Here is a 15,514-nt window from a genome sequence, read left to right as displayed (position 1 = left end):
CATGATGATGAGCATTGACCAGCAGTACCAGAAGCTGGAGGATACGATTCGCTCGTACAATCCCGGGGCGGATTTTGCCCGCATCCGGGCGTCCTACGAATTTGCCCGGGCACATCACGGCGAGCAGCGCCGCAAAAGCGGCGAGCCTTATATCACGCACCCGTTGGCCGTGGCGCAGATCGTGGCGGAGGAGCTGCACCTCGATTCCGAATCCATTGAGGCCGCTTTGCTCCACGATGTCATTGAGGACACGGACGCCACCTATGAGGATGTGGCCAAGCTCACCTCTCCCACTGTGGCGGATTTGGTGGAGGGCGTCAGCAAGCTGACCCGTATCCAATATGCCACCAAGGAAGATGAGCAGATGGAGAATCTCCGGAAAATGCTCATCGCCATGAGTAAGGATATTCGGGTCATTCTCATTAAAATTTCCGACCGGCTCCATAATATGCGGACCATGGAGTACCAGTCCCCCACCAAACAAAAGCAGAAATCGCTGGAGACCATGGAAATTTACGCCCCCATTGCCCACCGGCTGGGTATGCAGCGGATGAAGTGGGAGCTGGAGGACCTTTCCTTAAAATATCTCGACCCCATCGGCTATGATGAGATCGTCAGCAAGCTGGACGCCAAGCGCCCGGAGTATGAGGACTTCATGCGACGCACGCAGGACCAGATCGACCAGAGGCTCAAGGAGTTGGACATCAGCCACGTTGTCTATGGACGGATGAAGCACCCTTACTCCATCTACCGCAAGATGTTCAGTCAGAACAAGTCCATTGACGAGATTTTTGATCTGTTCGCATTCCGGGTGGTGGTGGACACCATAGGGGACTGCTACAATGTGCTGGGCGTCATCCATGACCTCTATAAGCCCATTTTGGGGCGCTTCAAAGATTATATCGGCACTCCCAAGCCCAACGGCTACCAGTCCCTCCACACCACTGTGATGGGGACGGACGGTATTCCCTTTGAGGTGCAGATTCGCACCCGGGAGATGCACGAGATCGCCGAATACGGCGTGGCCGCCCACTGGAAGTACAAGCAGAACGGGCAGGGCGCCGGCACGGAGGGAAAATACGAGTGGGTGCGCCGCCTGCTGGAAAATCAGGAGGGCGCCGACGCCGAGGAATTTATCCACTCCCTGAAGGTGGATATGTTTGCCGATGAGGTGTTCGTGTTCACGCCCAACGGCGATGTGCAGAATTTGCCCGCCGGGGCCACGCCCATTGACTTTGCCTATGCCATCCACTCCGCCGTGGGAAACCGCATGATCGGCGCCAAGGTGAATAACCGCATCGTCACGCTGGACCATGTGCTGAAAAACGGCGATATTGTGGAGATTCTGACCTCCAAGAATGCCAAGGGCCCCAGCCGGGACTGGATGAAGATCGCCAAAAGCACGGAGGCCCGCTCCAAGATTCGTCAGTGGTTCAAAAAGGAGCGGAAGGACGAAAACATCGTCAACGGCCGCTCTGCCTTTGACGCGGAGCTGCGGCACTGCGGCATCTCCATGAAGGATGTGCTGGACCCGGAGTTTTTGCCGGTGCTGCTGAAGAAGGTAGCCTATCCCACGCTGGAGGATCTGTATGCCGCCATCGGCTACGGCGGCTTTACAGCCCAGAAGGCGGTGAGCCGTATTCAGGGCGAGCTCCAGCGCCGCCAGCAGCAGCGCCAGCAGGAGCAGCTGCTGTTGGAGGCGGCCACCGAGGAAAAAAAGGAGGAGCCTGCCAAGGCACCAGACGCCGCCAAGCAGCAAAAGCAGCCCAAGGCGGTGAAAAGCGAGCAGGGCATTATCGTGGAGGGGCTGGACAACTGCCTTGTGAAATTTTCCAAGTGCTGTACCCCGGTCCCCGGCGATGACATCGTGGGCTTTATCACCCGGGGCTACGGCGTGTCCGTCCACCGGGCGGACTGTCCCAACGCCTCGGCGGAAAAGCGGGCGGAGCAGCCGAATCGTTGGATTCGCGTCTCATGGGGCACGGATACCAACGACAGCTATCCCACCACCATTGAGGCCGTGTGCAAGGACCGGCTGAACCTGCTGCTGGATATTTCGGCGGCGCTGTCCTCCACCAAGACCTTTGTTTTGGGGCTGAACACCCGCAGCACGGAGGATGGCTTTGCCATTATCCGGGTGGAGGTCCGCATTAAGGACGGGACCCAGCTGAATAATTTGATGAACAAGCTCCACCAGATATCCGGCGTGCTGAAGGTCACCCGGCCGGTGGGCTGAGATTGCCCCCGGAGAGCGGGGCAAGGAATAAGGAGCTGTAAAAAATGCGTGCTGTTGTGACGCGGGTAAAAAATGCCTCCGTGGTGATTGGCGGACAGGTCAATGGCCAGATCGGCACCGGCTTTCTGGTGCTGCTGGGTGTCGGCCCCAACGATACGGAGGCCGCTGCCGACAAGCTGGCGGACAAGATCTGCAATCTGCGGGTCTTTGAGGACGAAAACGAGAAAATGAATTTGAATTTGGAGCAGGTGGGCGGAAGCCTTTTGGTGGTATCTCAGTTCACGCTGTATGCCGACACCTCCTCCCGCCGCCCCGGCTTCAGCGGTGCGGCCAAGCCGCCGGTGGCCATCCCGCTGTATGAGCGGTTCATGGCCCACTGCCGGGAGCGGGGCTTTGAGGTCCAGCACGGCGAGTTCGGCGCTGATATGCAGGTCTACTCCCAGAATGACGGGCCTGTGACCATTTTGTTCGATACGGATACTTGAGACAAGGGGTGGCTTATGAAGATTCAAGCCTTACAGGTAGGCCCCATCGGCACGAACTGCTATATTTTCTGCGATGAGGGCGCCAAGGTCTGCGGCATTGTCGATCCCGGCGGGGAGCCGGAGGTGATTCTGGACGCCGTGAAGAAGCTGGGCTGCACGGTGGATAAAATTCTCCTGACCCACGGCCATTATGACCATACTGGCGCGGTGCCGGCGCTGCTGCGGACGCTTCCGCCCACAGCGGTCTATATTCACGAGGCGGACTTTGATTTTCCAAGTCCCCAGCTGTTCCCCCTGAAAACGGAGCTGTCCCGCATCCCCTTCGGCGGTGTGAATTTCTACGGCGAGGGAGACCGCATCACGGTGGGCACGCTGGAGCTTCAGGTGCTCCACACCCCCGGCCATTCCGAGGGCAGCGTTACGCTGGCGTGCGGGGATACCCTGTTCTGCGGCGATACGCTCTTTGCCGGGTCCTGCGGCCGGACGGATTTCCCCGGCGGCAGCATGAAGGCCATGATGGCCTCTCTTGCCCGTCTGGCGGCCCTGCCCGGAGATTACCGGGTGCTGCCGGGACACATGGAGCCAAGTACGCTGGAGCGGGAACGGAAAACAAATCCCTATATGCAGATGGCGCTGCGGGAGCAAGGCTGAGATGAAGCTGGAATTTCACGGCCATGACGAGCGCTACATTGTAGAGCAGAGCATGATGAACCTCTTTCCGCTGGAAAAGCCGGTGTACGGCGCTGTGGAGCCGGGAGAGACGGACTGGTGCCGCCTGACCGCCGAGGAAACGGCAGCGGGGGGCTGGGTCAGCGGTGAGTTACACTACAGCGGCGCCGCCGGTGCGGCGGAAACGGCGTATACCCTCTCCGGCACGGCGTTTGAGCAGGAGGGCCAGCGGCGCTACGCCGTGGCGGCCTGCTTCTATCTGGCGTTTCTGAATTTGATGAAAGCACTGCCGGAGGCGGCCAGAGCTGCGGGCAAGCTGGTGCTGCCCCCGTGGGGGATGCTCACCGGCGTGCGGCCCGACAAGCCCGTGACCTGGGCCTTGATGGAGGGCAAATCTCCCGAGGAGGCAAAGGCGTACCTCAAGGCGCATTATTTTGTTCCGGAGGAGCGGGCCGCGTTAGCGCTGGAGACCGGCATTGTGGGATATCAGGCCCGGAAGCGTCTGGCGGCGCGTGATATTGATCTGTATGTTGGGATTCCGTTCTGCCCCACCCGCTGCGCCTACTGCTCCTTTGTCAGTCAAAGCGTGGAGCGGAGCTTCGGACTGGTGGAGCCCTATGTGCAGGCCCTTTTGGCTGAGCTGCGCGTCGGCGGGGAAATGGTGCGGGAAAACCGTCTCCGTCCCCGGACGTTTTACATGGGCGGCGGTACGCCCACCACGCTGTCCGCCGGACAACTGGACGCGGTGCTGACCGCGCTGGAGGAGTCCTTTGACCTCTCCGACTGCCCGGAGCTGACGGTGGAGGCTGGCCGGCCGGACACCATTACCGCCGAAAAGCTGGCCGTTCTGAAAAGCCACGGCGTCACGCGGGTCTCCGTCAATCCCCAGACGATGGAGGACAAGGTGCTCACTGCCATCGGCCGCCGCCACACGGCAGCGGAGACCCGGGCGGCTATGGAGCTGGTTTCCGCCTACCACTTCCCCCATGTGAACATGGACCTCATTGCGGGGCTGCCGGAGGATACGCCGGAGGGCTTCCGGCGTTCGCTGGATGAATGCCTTGCTATGGGGGCGGACAACATCACCGTTCACACGCTGGCGCTGAAAAAGGGCAGCCGGATTCTTACAGAGGGGCTGTCCATCCCGGACGGTGACGCCGTGCAGGCCATGCTGGACTATGCCGCCCCGGCGCTGCGGGCCGCGGGCTTTGCCCCCTACTATCTCTACCGGCAGAAATATATGTCCGGCAGCTTTGAGAACGTGGGCTGGAGCCGTCCCGGCGGCGAATGCTGGTACAATGTGGATATCATGTCCGAGCTGTGCTCCATTTTGTCCTTCGGGGCCGGCGGCTCTACAAAAATGGTGGAGCCGGGGACGAACCACATTGAGCGGGCCTTTAATCTGAAGTACCCCAAGGAATACACGGAGCGGCCGGAGAAGGCGCTGCAAAATCAGGCCGCCTTTGCCAAATTTTATGCCGACTATGTGAAAGACGCCTGAGGGCGGGGAGGTTTTTATGGAACAGCGCGGTGAAAGCTGGAGGGAAACGGCCCGCAGTGTGGCCGAGGTCATGGGACTGGGCGCCAAGCGCCTGACGGACGCCGCACGGCGTCAGATAGAGCTCAGCGACCTCCGGGCGGGCATCAACGCCGCTTTGCGGGAGCTGGGCGAGCTGCTGTACGCCACCCATACCGGCACGCCTACGGACTCCGAGGCGTTGCTGGCGAAGATGGAGGAGATCGACCGCCTGAAGGCGCGGGTCCGAGAACTGGAGGGCGACCCGGTGGTGCATCTGCTCTGCCCCCGCTGCGGCCGGGAGGTGAAGCCCGACGATGTATACTGCCGGGACTGCGGTGAAAAGCTGTAAAAAGACCCGCAGCGGTTTTGGGTATGTTCCGCCTCTGACGAACATACCTAATAAAGATAAAGAAAGCGGCGCGGTGCGCGCCGCGTATGTGATTTGCGAATCAATCTGAAAAGCCGAGGTATTAGCATGGCAACTCCTGCAAAAAAGCAATCCTTTTTGGGCGGTGCCGCCATTTTGGCAGCGGCGGTGGTGGTGGTGAAGATCATCGGCGCCGTTTACAAGCTGCCGCTGAACAATATTTTGGGCGGCGCGGGCAAAACGTATTTTGATACCGCCTACCGCATTTACAATTTTCTTCTGACCTTCTCCACGGCGGGTCTGCCGCTGGCCATCTCCCGGATGACCAGTCAGGCCCACGCGCAGGGCCTGGAAAATGAAAAGCGGAAAATTTTCCGCACGGCTATCTGGCTGTTTTTCGGTTTGGGGCTGGTGTGCTCCGTGCTGATGTTCACGCAGGCGGATGGTCTTGCCCGCTTTTTGAATAACTCTCTGGCAGCTCCCGCTGTCCGGGCATTGGCTCCCGCCGTATTCTGCGTGTGCCTGCTGGCCTGTATGCGGGGCTACACACAGGGGCAGGGCAATATGGCCCCCACGGCGGTCTCTCAGGTTTTGGAGGCGCTGCTGAAGCTGGGAATTGGACTGCCGCTGGCATGGTATGCGCTCCATATCGGCCTTTCCGATGAGCTGGGCGCCGCTGGCGCCATTGTGGGTGTCACGGCGGGCACGGTGGTCTCCATGCTGTTTTTGTGCGTTTATCTTGCCACCCACCGGAACCGGCAGGAGGCGCTGGATACCCCGTCCTCCAGCGGCGCCATCATCAAGAGCATTCTGCTCATTGGCGTTCCCATCACCCTCAGCAACTCCGCCATGAGCATCATCAATATCATCGACACCAAAATCGTTATGGGTCGCCTGCAAAGCGCACTGGGACTTTCCGAAACGGCGGCGGCAGTGCTGAACGGACAGTACAGCATGGCCATGGATATGCCGAACATGGTGGCCTCGTTCGTCTATCCCGTCACCATGAGCCTCATCCCCTTTGCGGCGGCGGCGCTGGCTCGGCAGGACCACGGCGAGGCGGATCGTATTATTTCCTCCGCCTTCCGGCTCATTGCCATTCTGGCGCTGCCGGCAGGCGTGGGCCTCTCTGTGCTCTCTACGCCCATTGAGCTTTTGGTGCTGCCCATGCAGCGGGAGGACGCGTTGGCGGCAGGCCCTCATCTGCAGATTTTAGGCATCGCACTGATCTTCATTTGTCTCATGATTCTCACCAACGCCATTTTGCAGACCTACGGCAAGGAGCAGCTTCCCATTTTCACCGTCATCGCCGGCGGCGTGGTGAAGGTGGTCATGAATTACATTTTGGTGGGCAATCCGAACATCAACATTCACGGCGCGCCCATTTCTACGCTGTGCTGCTATCTGACCATCTGCGGCTTGAATTTGTTCTTCGTGTGGAAGTATTCCCCGGAGAAGCCCCGGTACATCCAACTATTCGCAAAGCCGGTGCTGGCCTCTGTCCTGATGGGCGGCGCCGCGTGGGCAGTGTACGGTCTGGTGTATCGCCTTCTCAGCGGCCACTCCGCTTACGGCGCCAACGCGCTGGCAACGCTGGTCGGCATTCTGGCCGGTGTGGTGGTGTACGGCGTATTGGTGGTGGCGCTGCGAATCCTGCGGGCAGAGGATGTAAAAGCTCTGCCGAAGGGAGACAAAATCACCAAACTTTTGCGCCTGAAGTGAACAATTCATAAAAAAACCAGCATTATCAAGGGTTACAGGCGAAAATAGCTTGCAAAGGTAGTGGAGATATGGTAAATTTTCAAAGGAAAGAGCGCTATGACTGGGAGGACCTGCTGACCATCATGCGAATCCTTCGGGCGCCGGGCGGCTGCCCGTGGGACCGGGAGCAGACCCACCAGTCCATCCGCCGGAACTTCTTAGAGGAGACCTACGAGGCGCTGGACGCCATTGACCGCGACAGCGCGCCCGATATGCAGGAGGAGTTGGGAGACGTTCTGCTTCAGGTGGTGTTCCATGCCGCCATGGAGGAGGAGCGTGGCCGCTTTACCCCGGACGATGTAGTGGACGGTGTCGCGCAGAAGCTGGTTTTCCGCCACGCTCATGTGTTCGGCTCCGCACAGGCTGCCGCTGACAGCGCCGAGGCGCTGGAGGACTGGGAGGCGCAGAAAAAGCAGGAAAAGGGCTATACCTCCCCGGCAGACGCCGTTGAGGCCGTGCCCCATACGCTGCCGGCGCTTTGGCGGGCAGAAAAAATCGTTTCCCGCTCCGTGAAGGCCGGGTTCAACTGGAGCTCCGTGACCGGGGCGCTGGAGAAGCTGGACGAGGAATGCGGTGAGCTGCGGCAGGCGGTAGAGACCGGCGGAGCCGTGGACGCGCCCCACGGCGTCCGTGAGGAGCTGGGGGACGCGCTGTTTGCCCTCTGCAAAATCGCCCAGATGTCCGGTGTGGACCCGGAGGACGCGCTGCACCGTGCCTGTGACAAGTATCAGTCCCGCTTCCGCACTGTGGCGGATACGGCGGACAAGCCCCTTTCGGACTATACGGAGGCGGAGCTCGTCGCTCTGTGGGAGCAGGCAAAAAAATGAATCTTCACCGCCGCACAGGCGGTAAGAGATAAAAGGGATTTCACATTTTACAGGAGGAATATGATAATGAACAAGGCTGAACTGATCGCTGCCGTGGCAGCCGCCGCTGAGATTTCCAAGAAGGACGCCGAGATCGCCGTTACCGCGACTCTGGACACCATTACCGCCGCTCTGAAGGAGGGCGACAAGGTGCAGCTGGTGGGCTTTGGCTCCTTCGAGGTCAAGAGCCGCGCTGCCCGTACCGGCCGCAACCCCCGGACGAAGGAAGTTGTGGAGATTCCCGCTTCCAAGGTGCCTGTGTTCAAGGCCGGCAAGGCCCTGAAGGACGCTGTGGCGAAGTAAGTATGAACCAAGGAGGGGGCTATGCCCCCTCTTTTTGCATTTTTGGAGGAAACACAATGCGTTTGGACAAATATCTCAAGGTCTCCCGCCTCATCAAGCGGCGGACCGTGGCCAACGAAGCCTGCGACAACGGACTGGTCACTGTCAACGATAAGCCCGCCCGGGCCTCCTACGAGGTGAAGGAGGGCGATAAAATTTCCCTGCGCTTCGGTGCCCGGACCATTACGGTGGAGGTGGTCTCCGTGCAGGAGACTGTGCGCCAGAGCGAGGCCGCCGCCATGTACCGGCAGGTGTAGTTCTATCCATAGTCCTGTCCGCATAGCCTTGTGACAGGGAGGGGATGGTATGGCCGCTGAATTCAATATTCCCGCTGAGGCCCACCGGCTGGAGCTGACGGGCCGGGAGCATCTGACGGTTTCCGGCGTGGAGGATGTGGAGCGCTTTGACGAGACCGGCGTGGTTATGAGCACCGCTGCCGGAATGCTGGTTGTGACCGGGGAGGACCTGCACATCGGCAAGCTATCCTTAGAGGGCGGCGAACTGTTCGTGGACGGACGCATCGACTCCATCGCCTACGAGGATGCGCCGAACCGTCAGGGGGGCTTTTTCAGCCGCCTGTTCGGCTGAGCCATGGAAATTCAGATCACGGAGCAGCTCCGCAGCTTTCTTCTGGCAATTCTGCTGGGAATGGCCGTGGGCGTGGTGTATGACCTAATGCGGGCGGTGCGGCTGCGGCATCCCCGGCTGACCGCTGTGCTGGACCTTGGCTGCTGCCTGTTTGCCGCTGGGGGACTGTTTCTCTTTCTCATGCGGCAGACGGACGGACAGCTCCGGGGCTATATCCTTCTGGGCGCCGTAGGCGGCGCCGTTTCCTATTTCAGCGCCGCCTCTGCCGCGCTCCGTCCCGTGTGGGACTTCTGGCTGGACCGGGCCGGAGAGCTGTACCGGCTGCTGAGCCTGCCGGTGCGGTGGGGGATGAGGGGCTGCAAAAAAATTGCTGAAGCGGCAAAAAACCTCTTTTATTTTTGGAAGAAATACGTTACAATATTATGGATTCATCGGGATAGGGTATCCCGGCGCAAAGGAGGCGGGCCTCATGGCAAAAAAAGCGGCCGGGGCCGCAAAAAAAAGAAGCGGCAGTCTGTCGGTACATCTGGTGCTTCTGCTGGTGCTGGCGGTGTTGGGCTGGCGGCTGTACGTGCAGCAGGGCGAAAACGAGAAGGCCCGGGCGGAGCATGACGCCTACGCGCAGCAGGTGGAGACGCTGAAGCAGGACAATGAGGCGCTGCGCGCCGATATTGCCGAGGGCGCCACCGACGAGAAAATGGAGGAGCTGGCCCGGAACGAGTTGGGCTGGACGGACAGCAACGAATACGTCTTCTACGATAAATCCAACTGAGCATTTCCGGCAGAGCCGGTGCAGATATTGAAATCAAAAAGGAGTTATACAGCATTTATGGAACTTGAGGTCGGAACGATTTTAGAGGGCAAGGTCACCAGCATCACAAAATTCGGCGCCTTCGTAGCCTTGGAGGGCGGCAGGTCCGGCCTTGTACATATCTCCGAGATCGCCAACACCTATGTCAATGATGTCCACGATTTTCTTCAGGAGGGGCAGACGGTCAAGGTCAAGCTGCTGGCCATCAAAGACGGAAAGTTGGACCTTTCCATTAAAAAGGCGCTTCCCGCGCCGGAGCGGCCCGCGCAGCGGTCCTTCCAGCCCCGGACATCTCCCCGCCCTGCCGCGCCCCAGCATCGTGCGCCCGTGCAGGCAGCGGATACCACGCCCTCCGGCGATTTGGACTTTGAGGATAAGCTCAAGCAGTTTTTGTCCTCCTCCGAGCGGAAGATGGCGGACCTGAACCGGAATATCTCCGGCAAGCAGGGCGGGCGCAGAAGACGCTGAGTCCGTTGCCGGAAGTGAAACGGAGCATAGACAGGCGGCACACGAAACCGTGTGCCGCCTGTTTTTGGGCATTGAGGGACGTTGCTTTTGAAGCGGCCCGGGTAGGCGGAATATTTGGAGAGCCGCCAAGACTGCGGCGGGCAGCTTTGCCGTTATGAGACCTTGATGAAGAAGGTCGACTCCTGCCAATTTGGAAATTTTTGTGAATTTACACAGATTGCTATGGAAATCCGAAACGGTGCATGGTATAATTACCACAAAGAGAGGGCCATACCCCTCTTTCACGAAAGGAGCGAGCCTTATGAAGTATACCTACACCTGCAAGAAGATCCCCCTGAGCGATTCCATTAAGGCCTATGCCGAAAAGCGGCTGGAAAAGCTGGAAAAGTATTTTCATCGGGAGGATACCTCTGCCTTCGTGACCTTTAACGTAGAAAAGGACAAGCTGTGCACTGCGGAGATCACCATCCGGGATGGGTCTACCATCCTGCGGGCGCAGACCACGGAGCCTGACGGGGATATGCGGGGCGCTATTGATGCCGCCGTGAGCTATATTGAGCGCCAGATTTTGAAGAACAAGACCCGCCTTTCCAAGCGGCTGCGGACAGAGGGCCTGCCCGCTGAGCCGGCGGACGATTTCTCCGTGGCGGAGGAGGCGGAGTTCCGCATCGTGCGGACGAAGCGCTTTTCCGTAAAGCCCATGAGTCCGGAGGAGGCCATTTTGCAGATGAATCTGCTGGACCATGACTTCTATGTGTTCCGCAACAGCGATGATGACAGCATTTCCATTGTGTACCACCGCAAAAAGGGCGGCTACGGCCTGATCGTCACGGATGACGAAGAATAAGGAATGATGAGCGGGGCGCCGAAAGCGCCCCGCTCCATGTGTCAAGACAGCATTTGGAGCGAAAAAAGATATGAAAAAATCCGGGGCTGAGGTGTACACCTCAGCCCCGGATTTATCATAGGATGCTTTATTCCTGATGGTCTACATGGTACATGTGGGCCATGAGGTCCAGCAGCTTGCTGGTGTAGCCCCATTCGTTATCGTACCACGCGATGAGCTTGACAAAATCGTTGTCCAGCATGATACCGGCGGTCTCATCGAAGATGCAGGTCTCGGAAAAGCCGGTGAGGTCGGAGGAGACTACCTGATCCGTGGTGCAGGTGATGATGCCCTTCATGCTGTTTTTAGAGGCATTCCGCATGGCCACGCACACATCGTGGTAACTGGCGGGGTGGATGAGGCGGGCGGTGAGGTCCACCACGGAAACGTCATTGGTGGGGACCCGGAAGCTCATGCCGGTCATGCGGCCCTTCAGCTCCGGGATGACCTGACCGACAGCCTTGGCGGCACCGGTGGTGGAGGGGATGATGTTGCCCAGCACGCTGCGGCCTGTTCGCCAGTCCCGGCCCGCGCGGGCGTCCACAGCCTTCTGCTTGGCCGTTGCGGAGTGGATAGTGCTCATCAAAGCCTGCTTGATGCCGAAGGTATCGTTGATGACCTTGGTCATGGGGGCCAGACAGTTGGTGGTGCAGGAGGCGTTGGAGACCACATCCATATCCGGCGTATAGTTCTTGTGGTTGACGCCCATGACGAAGGTGGGCATGATGTCATCCTTGGAAGGGGCTGAGATGATGACCTTTTTCGCGCCGTTTTGCAGATGGGCGCTGGCCTTTTCCACGGTGTTGAACACGCCGGTGGATTCGATGATATACTCCGCGCCGCAGTCATCCCACGGAATCCGGGAGGCGTCATCCTCGCTGTAGACCCTGATTTTCTTGCCGTTGATGATGAGGTGGCGGTCATCATGCTCCACGCTGTCCCGGAACGTGCGGAACACGGAATCATATTTCACCTGATAGACCATGTAATCCAAGTCCGCGTGCCGCAGATTGATGCCGCAGATCTGATAGGTGCTGCTGCCCCGCTCCACCATGATACGCAGCGCCACACGGCCGATGCGGCCGAAGCCGTTGATGCCTACTTTGATCGCCATAATCGTTCCTCCTGCCCGTTGGGCCATATTATGTGAATCCATTATAGCCTGATTTTCCGCAAGGTGAAATGGGAAATTCGTAAAATTACGTTGAAATTTTCGCAGACTCCTTGGCCCCTTTGCATAGCATATCGTTTACGCCTGTGGACAGGGAAATGCAGAATCAGGAAACGCGGTGTTATATGCTTTGCACCGCAGAGCCTATAGATTTGTAATTTTTTTACAAAACCTTGCTTTTTTCGATGGGATTTGTTATGCTGACCGTAAGCTAAAGTTTACCATGGGTAATTTCGCTTAGAACGCTTATGCTACTGAAAATAAAAGCGAACTGCTTTGGAAAGGGGACGAGGCTATGGAGGAACAGCCCACCGATCTGGCGGCGCTGCTGCCGGGCATTGCCGGGCAGATGCGCGGCCTGCTGAGCAATCTGTATCTGGCGGCGGCACAGGCCATTCCGGCGGAGCGCCGGGAGCAGGACGCTGTGCTGGATTCCAAGGCCGCCGTACTGGAGCAGAGCTTTTACCGTTTGCTGCGGATGGTGAACGGTATATCTGCAACGGAATATCTTTCGGAAAAGAGCACCCTGTCCCTGCGGGACACGGACATCGTGCAGTTAGTGAGCGCGGTGTGCGAGGCGTCCGGCGATTTGGCGGAGATGCTGGGGATTCGGCTGCGCTTTGTCTGCGCCATGGAGCGGTGCATCTGCGCCGCAGATGCCGCCGCTTTGGAACAGGCGCTCTATCAGCTTTTATCCAACGCGCTGAAGTATACGCCGAAAAATGGAACGGTGACGGTGGAGCTGAAAAGGAGCGGGAAGCAGTTACTGCTCTCTGTGGCGGACACCGGCTGCGGTATCCCATCGGAGCAGATGGGGCATTTGTTTGACCGCTGCCTCCGTCCCGCCGCGCCTGCCGGACCGGGGCACGGTCTGGGACTGGGACTGCTGCTGTGCCGGAGCATCGCGCAAAAGCACGGCGGCGGGTTGCTGGCAGAGTCCGTCCCCGGAAAGGGGAGCCGGTTTACGCTGTCCCTGCCGGAGCGTATTTCCGGCAATCGGGTCTCCGATGTCCCCACGGCATACAACAGTGGATTTAACCGTACACTGCTGGGACTGGCGGACGCGCTGCCGGCGGCCGCCTATACGGTTCGCAATCTGGATTGAGCTTGATCGGGAAGCGGCGCGACCGCTTCCTTTTTCATCCATAACCATAAAGAGGAAAGCGTATGACAAAGGTTTTTTTGGGAATGAGCGGCGGCGTGGACAGCTCGACTGCCGCGGTTTTGCTGCGGGAGCAGGGCTATACGGTACACGGGCTGCACCTATCGCTACTGCGGGGGCTTCCGTTGTCCACAGAGCACCCGGTGGAGGACGGCGCGGCGGCTGCCGCAGCGGCGGCGCAGTTAGGGATTCCGTTTCATGACGCCGACCTTTCCGGGCAATTTCGGGAGGCGGTCATTTCGTATTTCATTCGCACGTATCAGGAGGGCCAGACGCCGAATCCCTGTGTGGTCTGCAATCGCCGCATCAAGTTCGGTGCCATGTGGGATACGGCTCGTGCCATGGGCGCGGACTGCCTTGCCACCGGGCATTATGCTAAGATCGGACGGGACCGTGCTACCGGCCGGTACGTGCTGCGGCGGGGGGCCGACCGGGCCAAGGACCAGAGCTACTTTCTCTGCCGGCTGACACAGGAGCAGCTTTCCCGGACACTTTTCCCCTTGGGAACGCTGACAAAGCCGGAGGTGCGCCGCTTGGCGGCGGCGCACGGCCTTGTCAGTGCCCATAAGCGGGACAGTCAGGATATCTGCTTTATCCCGGACGGAGATTATGCCGGATTCATTGACCGCTGCGTGGGGGAGGCGTCCCCCACCGGACCGTTTTTAGATGAGGCGGGCCGCGTGCTGGGGCAGCATAAGGGCTTTGTCCGCTATACAAAGGGGCAGCATAAGGGACTGGGCCTTGCCATTGAGCCGCCGCTGTATGTCACAAAAAAGGATTCGGCGACCCACGCCATTTACGTAGGCCCCAGCGGGGCGCTGTTTACAACGGAGCTGACCGCCGGGGAGTGGAACGGCATCGCCCTTGCGGAGTTGACCGCGCCGGTGACGGTCAGCGTAAAGACCCGGTACAGCCAGCGGGAGGCGGAGGCCACGGCGGAGCCGCTGCTTGGCGGGCGGTTCCGTCTGCGCTTCCGGGAGCCGCAGCGGGCGGTGACACCGGGGCAGTTCGCCGTTCTCTATGACGGGGAGGACGTTGTGGGCAGCGGCGTGATTTTGGAATGATTTTTCTTTCATGTTTGCGGACACTCCGGGCATACTATCCTCAGACCGAAAAAGGAGTGACGTATGATGAAAGGCTGTGCCGGATTTTGGGTCGGCATGAGCGCCGGTCTGCTGGCCGGCGCCGCGATGGGTATGATGTCGCCCTACGGACGGGACCCCATGAAAACACAGGTGGGGAAAAGCATCCACAAGCTGGGTGTCGCGGTGGATCATGCCGTGGACAACATCGTATCTGATCTGCGCTGAGCAAAGGCGGGAGCTGTAGATACAGCTCCCGCCTGAGACTGTCGATAAAGTGGTAAATCCTTCACAACGGTAAGGAAGGGTGTGCGCGGGAAACCCAAGAAGGGTGTCCTGAGCCATTGAAATCCTTAGTTTTCAGAACTTTTATGAAGTTCTGAAAACTTGTTCAGCGGGGAGAAAAGACTTTTTCGACACGCTGAGGCAGGAGCTGTAGATACAGCTCCCGCCTTTAATCAATGTTGTTGAAACGATGTCCGCCGCGCTCACAGCGCCGCCGTGATGGCGGTTAGCAGCTCCTCATAGGTTTCGTATGCGGGAATGTCCGGGCTATCTGCCTTGATCTGCTCCGTGCTGCGGAACAGAAAGCCCGCCTTACCGGCGCGAATCATGCCAAGGTCATTATAGCTGTCCCCGCTGGCAATGGTATCATAGCCGATGGACTGCAGGGCCTTGACGGTGGTGAGTTTGGATTGCTCACAGCGCATCCGGAAGCCGGTAATGGTGTCCTCCGGCGAGACCTCCAGTGAATTACAGAGAATGGTGGGCCAGCATAGCTTCCGCATGAGGGGCTTGGCAAATTCCTCAAAGGTGTCGCTGAGAATCAGGACCTGCGTCCGCTCCCGCAGCGCGTCTAAAAACGCTTTCGCCCCAGGCAGGGGATCAATTTGACCGATGACGGATTGAATTTCCTTCAGGCCGAGGCCGTGCTCCTTCAAAATCTCCAGCCGCCAGTGCATCAGCTTATCATAATCCGGCTCGTCCCGGGTGGTGCGGCGCAGAGCCGGGATGCCGCTGGCCTCGGCAAAGGCGATCCAGATCTCCGGCACCAGCACACCCTCTAAGTCCAGACAGACGATATTCATACATGGTTCCTCC

19 protein-coding genes are annotated in these 15,514 nt (G+C 59.1%); 17 read left to right on the top strand and 2 right to left on the bottom strand.

The genetic code is table 11. The annotated features are described in order from the left end of the window. The first annotated feature begins 4 nt into the window (after window positions 1-4). From PY311_RS00865 to hpf, 14 genes are all read left to right on the top strand, one after another. Window positions 5-2,236 carry a RelA/SpoT family protein gene (locus PY311_RS00865; protein ID WP_286147060.1) on the top strand — a complete coding sequence of 744 codons (2,232 nt, stop codon included), beginning with the start codon at window positions 5-7 and terminating at the stop codon, window positions 2,234-2,236. A gap of 44 nt (window positions 2,237-2,280) precedes the next feature. Further along, window positions 2,281-2,721, top strand: a complete 441-nt coding sequence (gene dtd / locus PY311_RS00860; RefSeq protein WP_286146781.1) for a D-aminoacyl-tRNA deacylase — start codon at window positions 2,281-2,283, stop codon at window positions 2,719-2,721. Window positions 2,722-2,736: 15 nt separating this feature from the next. Continuing rightward, window positions 2,737-3,372 (top strand): MBL fold metallo-hydrolase, encoded by a 636-nt coding sequence (locus PY311_RS00855; RefSeq protein ID WP_286146780.1) that lies wholly within the window; start codon window positions 2,737-2,739, stop codon window positions 3,370-3,372. Window position 3,373: 1 nt separating this feature from the next. Beyond that, window positions 3,374-4,891 carry a coproporphyrinogen dehydrogenase HemZ gene (hemZ, locus tag PY311_RS00850; RefSeq protein WP_286146779.1) on the top strand — a complete coding sequence of 506 codons (1,518 nt, stop codon included), beginning with the start codon at window positions 3,374-3,376 and terminating at the stop codon, window positions 4,889-4,891. Between the two features lie 16 nt (window positions 4,892-4,907). After that, a complete protein-coding gene (locus PY311_RS00845) occupies window positions 4,908-5,258 on the top strand; it encodes a zinc ribbon domain-containing protein (protein ID WP_286146778.1) in 351 nt (116 codons plus the stop codon). Window positions 5,259-5,384: 126 nt separating this feature from the next. Then, window positions 5,385-6,998, top strand: coding sequence for a putative polysaccharide biosynthesis protein (locus tag PY311_RS00840; RefSeq protein ID WP_286146777.1), 1,614 nt, complete (start codon window positions 5,385-5,387; stop codon window positions 6,996-6,998). Between the two features lie 68 nt (window positions 6,999-7,066). After that, a complete protein-coding gene (gene mazG, locus PY311_RS00835) occupies window positions 7,067-7,864 on the top strand; it encodes a nucleoside triphosphate pyrophosphohydrolase (RefSeq protein ID WP_286146776.1) in 798 nt (265 codons plus the stop codon). Window positions 7,865-7,930: 66 nt separating this feature from the next. Further along, entirely contained in the window at window positions 7,931-8,206 is a 276-nt protein-coding gene (locus PY311_RS00830) for an HU family DNA-binding protein (RefSeq protein ID WP_286146775.1), read from the top strand. Window positions 8,207-8,262: 56 nt separating this feature from the next. Further along, window positions 8,263-8,502 carry an RNA-binding S4 domain-containing protein gene (locus PY311_RS00825; RefSeq protein ID WP_286146774.1) on the top strand — a complete coding sequence of 80 codons (240 nt, stop codon included), beginning with the start codon at window positions 8,263-8,265 and terminating at the stop codon, window positions 8,500-8,502. A 49-nt stretch (window positions 8,503-8,551) separates the two neighbouring features. Continuing rightward, window positions 8,552-8,833: a YabP/YqfC family sporulation protein gene (locus PY311_RS00820; protein WP_286146773.1), complete on the top strand. Its 282-nt coding sequence runs from the start codon at window positions 8,552-8,554 to the stop codon at window positions 8,831-8,833. Window positions 8,834-8,836: 3 nt separating this feature from the next. After that, the gene (yabQ, locus tag PY311_RS00815) at window positions 8,837-9,445 is read left to right on the top strand and encodes a spore cortex biosynthesis protein YabQ (RefSeq protein ID WP_286146772.1); all 609 of its coding nucleotides are present in this window, start codon (window positions 8,837-8,839) and stop codon (window positions 9,443-9,445) included. After that, complete coding sequence (locus PY311_RS00810; protein WP_286146771.1) at window positions 9,405-9,605, top strand: FtsB family cell division protein; 201 nt, start codon at window positions 9,405-9,407, stop codon at window positions 9,603-9,605. The genes yabQ and PY311_RS00810 overlap by 41 nt, the downstream gene beginning before the upstream one ends. Window positions 9,606-9,662: 57 nt before the next feature. Continuing rightward, complete coding sequence (locus PY311_RS00805) at window positions 9,663-10,112, top strand: S1 RNA-binding domain-containing protein (protein WP_286146770.1); 450 nt, start codon at window positions 9,663-9,665, stop codon at window positions 10,110-10,112. 301 nt (window positions 10,113-10,413) lie between these two features. Further along, complete coding sequence (gene hpf, locus PY311_RS00800) at window positions 10,414-10,959, top strand: ribosome hibernation-promoting factor, HPF/YfiA family (RefSeq protein WP_286146769.1); 546 nt, start codon at window positions 10,414-10,416, stop codon at window positions 10,957-10,959. A gap of 127 nt (window positions 10,960-11,086) precedes the next feature. On the opposite strand, the gene gap is transcribed toward hpf, so the two are convergent. Then, window positions 11,087-12,112 (bottom strand): type I glyceraldehyde-3-phosphate dehydrogenase, encoded by a 1,026-nt coding sequence (gene gap / locus PY311_RS00795; RefSeq protein ID WP_286146768.1) that lies wholly within the window; start codon window positions 12,110-12,112, stop codon window positions 11,087-11,089. Window positions 12,113-12,464: 352 nt separating this feature from the next. Here gap and PY311_RS00790 point away from each other — a divergent pair, with 352 nt between their 5' ends. From PY311_RS00790 to PY311_RS00780, 3 genes are all read left to right on the top strand, one after another. Continuing rightward, window positions 12,465-13,274 carry a sensor histidine kinase gene (locus PY311_RS00790; RefSeq protein WP_286146767.1) on the top strand — a complete coding sequence of 270 codons (810 nt, stop codon included), beginning with the start codon at window positions 12,465-12,467 and terminating at the stop codon, window positions 13,272-13,274. Window positions 13,275-13,336: 62 nt separating this feature from the next. Further along, entirely contained in the window at window positions 13,337-14,395 is a 1,059-nt protein-coding gene (mnmA, locus tag PY311_RS00785) for a tRNA 2-thiouridine(34) synthase MnmA (RefSeq protein ID WP_286146766.1), read from the top strand. Window positions 14,396-14,458: 63 nt separating this feature from the next. Beyond that, entirely contained in the window at window positions 14,459-14,641 is a 183-nt protein-coding gene (locus tag PY311_RS00780) for a hypothetical protein (RefSeq protein ID WP_286146765.1), read from the top strand. A 260-nt stretch (window positions 14,642-14,901) separates the two neighbouring features. On the opposite strand, the gene thrH is transcribed toward PY311_RS00780, so the two are convergent. Next, window positions 14,902-15,501 carry a bifunctional phosphoserine phosphatase/homoserine phosphotransferase ThrH gene (gene thrH, locus PY311_RS00775; protein ID WP_286146764.1) on the bottom strand — a complete coding sequence of 200 codons (600 nt, stop codon included), beginning with the start codon at window positions 15,499-15,501 and terminating at the stop codon, window positions 14,902-14,904. Between the last annotated feature and the right edge of the window lie 13 nt (window positions 15,502-15,514).

The organism is Neopoerus faecalis (assembly GCF_029218125.1).
Classification (GTDB): domain Bacteria; phylum Bacillota; class Clostridia; order Oscillospirales; family Oscillospiraceae; genus Oscillibacter; species Oscillibacter faecalis_A.
Note: the sequence above shows the minus strand (reverse complement) of the source record. Positions and strands in the feature narration are given on the sequence as shown.

Excerpts from the sequence above, each read along its gene's own strand:
- hpf (WP_286146769.1), top strand. The coding sequence starts at position 10,414 with ATGAAGTATACCTACACCTGCAAGAAGATCCCCCTGAGCGATTCCATT.
- PY311_RS00780 (WP_286146765.1), top strand. The coding sequence starts at position 14,459 with ATGATGAAAGGCTGTGCCGGATTTTGGGTCGGCATGAGCGCCGGTCTG.
- PY311_RS00865 (WP_286147060.1), top strand. The coding sequence starts at position 5 with ATGATGAGCATTGACCAGCAGTACCAGAAGCTGGAGGATACGATTCGC.
- hemZ (WP_286146779.1), top strand. The coding sequence starts at position 3,374 with ATGAAGCTGGAATTTCACGGCCATGACGAGCGCTACATTGTAGAGCAG.
- PY311_RS00825 (WP_286146774.1), top strand. The coding sequence starts at position 8,263 with ATGCGTTTGGACAAATATCTCAAGGTCTCCCGCCTCATCAAGCGGCGG.
- PY311_RS00840 (WP_286146777.1), top strand. The coding sequence starts at position 5,385 with ATGGCAACTCCTGCAAAAAAGCAATCCTTTTTGGGCGGTGCCGCCATT.
- PY311_RS00855 (WP_286146780.1), top strand. The coding sequence starts at position 2,737 with ATGAAGATTCAAGCCTTACAGGTAGGCCCCATCGGCACGAACTGCTAT.
- thrH (WP_286146764.1), bottom strand. The coding sequence starts at position 15,501 with ATGAATATCGTCTGTCTGGACTTAGAGGGTGTGCTGGTGCCGGAGATC.
- yabQ (WP_286146772.1), top strand. The coding sequence starts at position 8,837 with ATGGAAATTCAGATCACGGAGCAGCTCCGCAGCTTTCTTCTGGCAATT.
- gap (WP_286146768.1), bottom strand. The coding sequence starts at position 12,112 with ATGGCGATCAAAGTAGGCATCAACGGCTTCGGCCGCATCGGCCGTGTG.
- PY311_RS00805 (WP_286146770.1), top strand. The coding sequence starts at position 9,663 with ATGGAACTTGAGGTCGGAACGATTTTAGAGGGCAAGGTCACCAGCATC.
- PY311_RS00830 (WP_286146775.1), top strand. The coding sequence starts at position 7,931 with ATGAACAAGGCTGAACTGATCGCTGCCGTGGCAGCCGCCGCTGAGATT.
- PY311_RS00820 (WP_286146773.1), top strand. The coding sequence starts at position 8,552 with ATGGCCGCTGAATTCAATATTCCCGCTGAGGCCCACCGGCTGGAGCTG.
- mazG (WP_286146776.1), top strand. The coding sequence starts at position 7,067 with ATGGTAAATTTTCAAAGGAAAGAGCGCTATGACTGGGAGGACCTGCTG.
- PY311_RS00845 (WP_286146778.1), top strand. The coding sequence starts at position 4,908 with ATGGAACAGCGCGGTGAAAGCTGGAGGGAAACGGCCCGCAGTGTGGCC.
- dtd (WP_286146781.1), top strand. The coding sequence starts at position 2,281 with ATGCGTGCTGTTGTGACGCGGGTAAAAAATGCCTCCGTGGTGATTGGC.
- mnmA (WP_286146766.1), top strand. The coding sequence starts at position 13,337 with ATGACAAAGGTTTTTTTGGGAATGAGCGGCGGCGTGGACAGCTCGACT.
- PY311_RS00790 (WP_286146767.1), top strand. The coding sequence starts at position 12,465 with ATGGAGGAACAGCCCACCGATCTGGCGGCGCTGCTGCCGGGCATTGCC.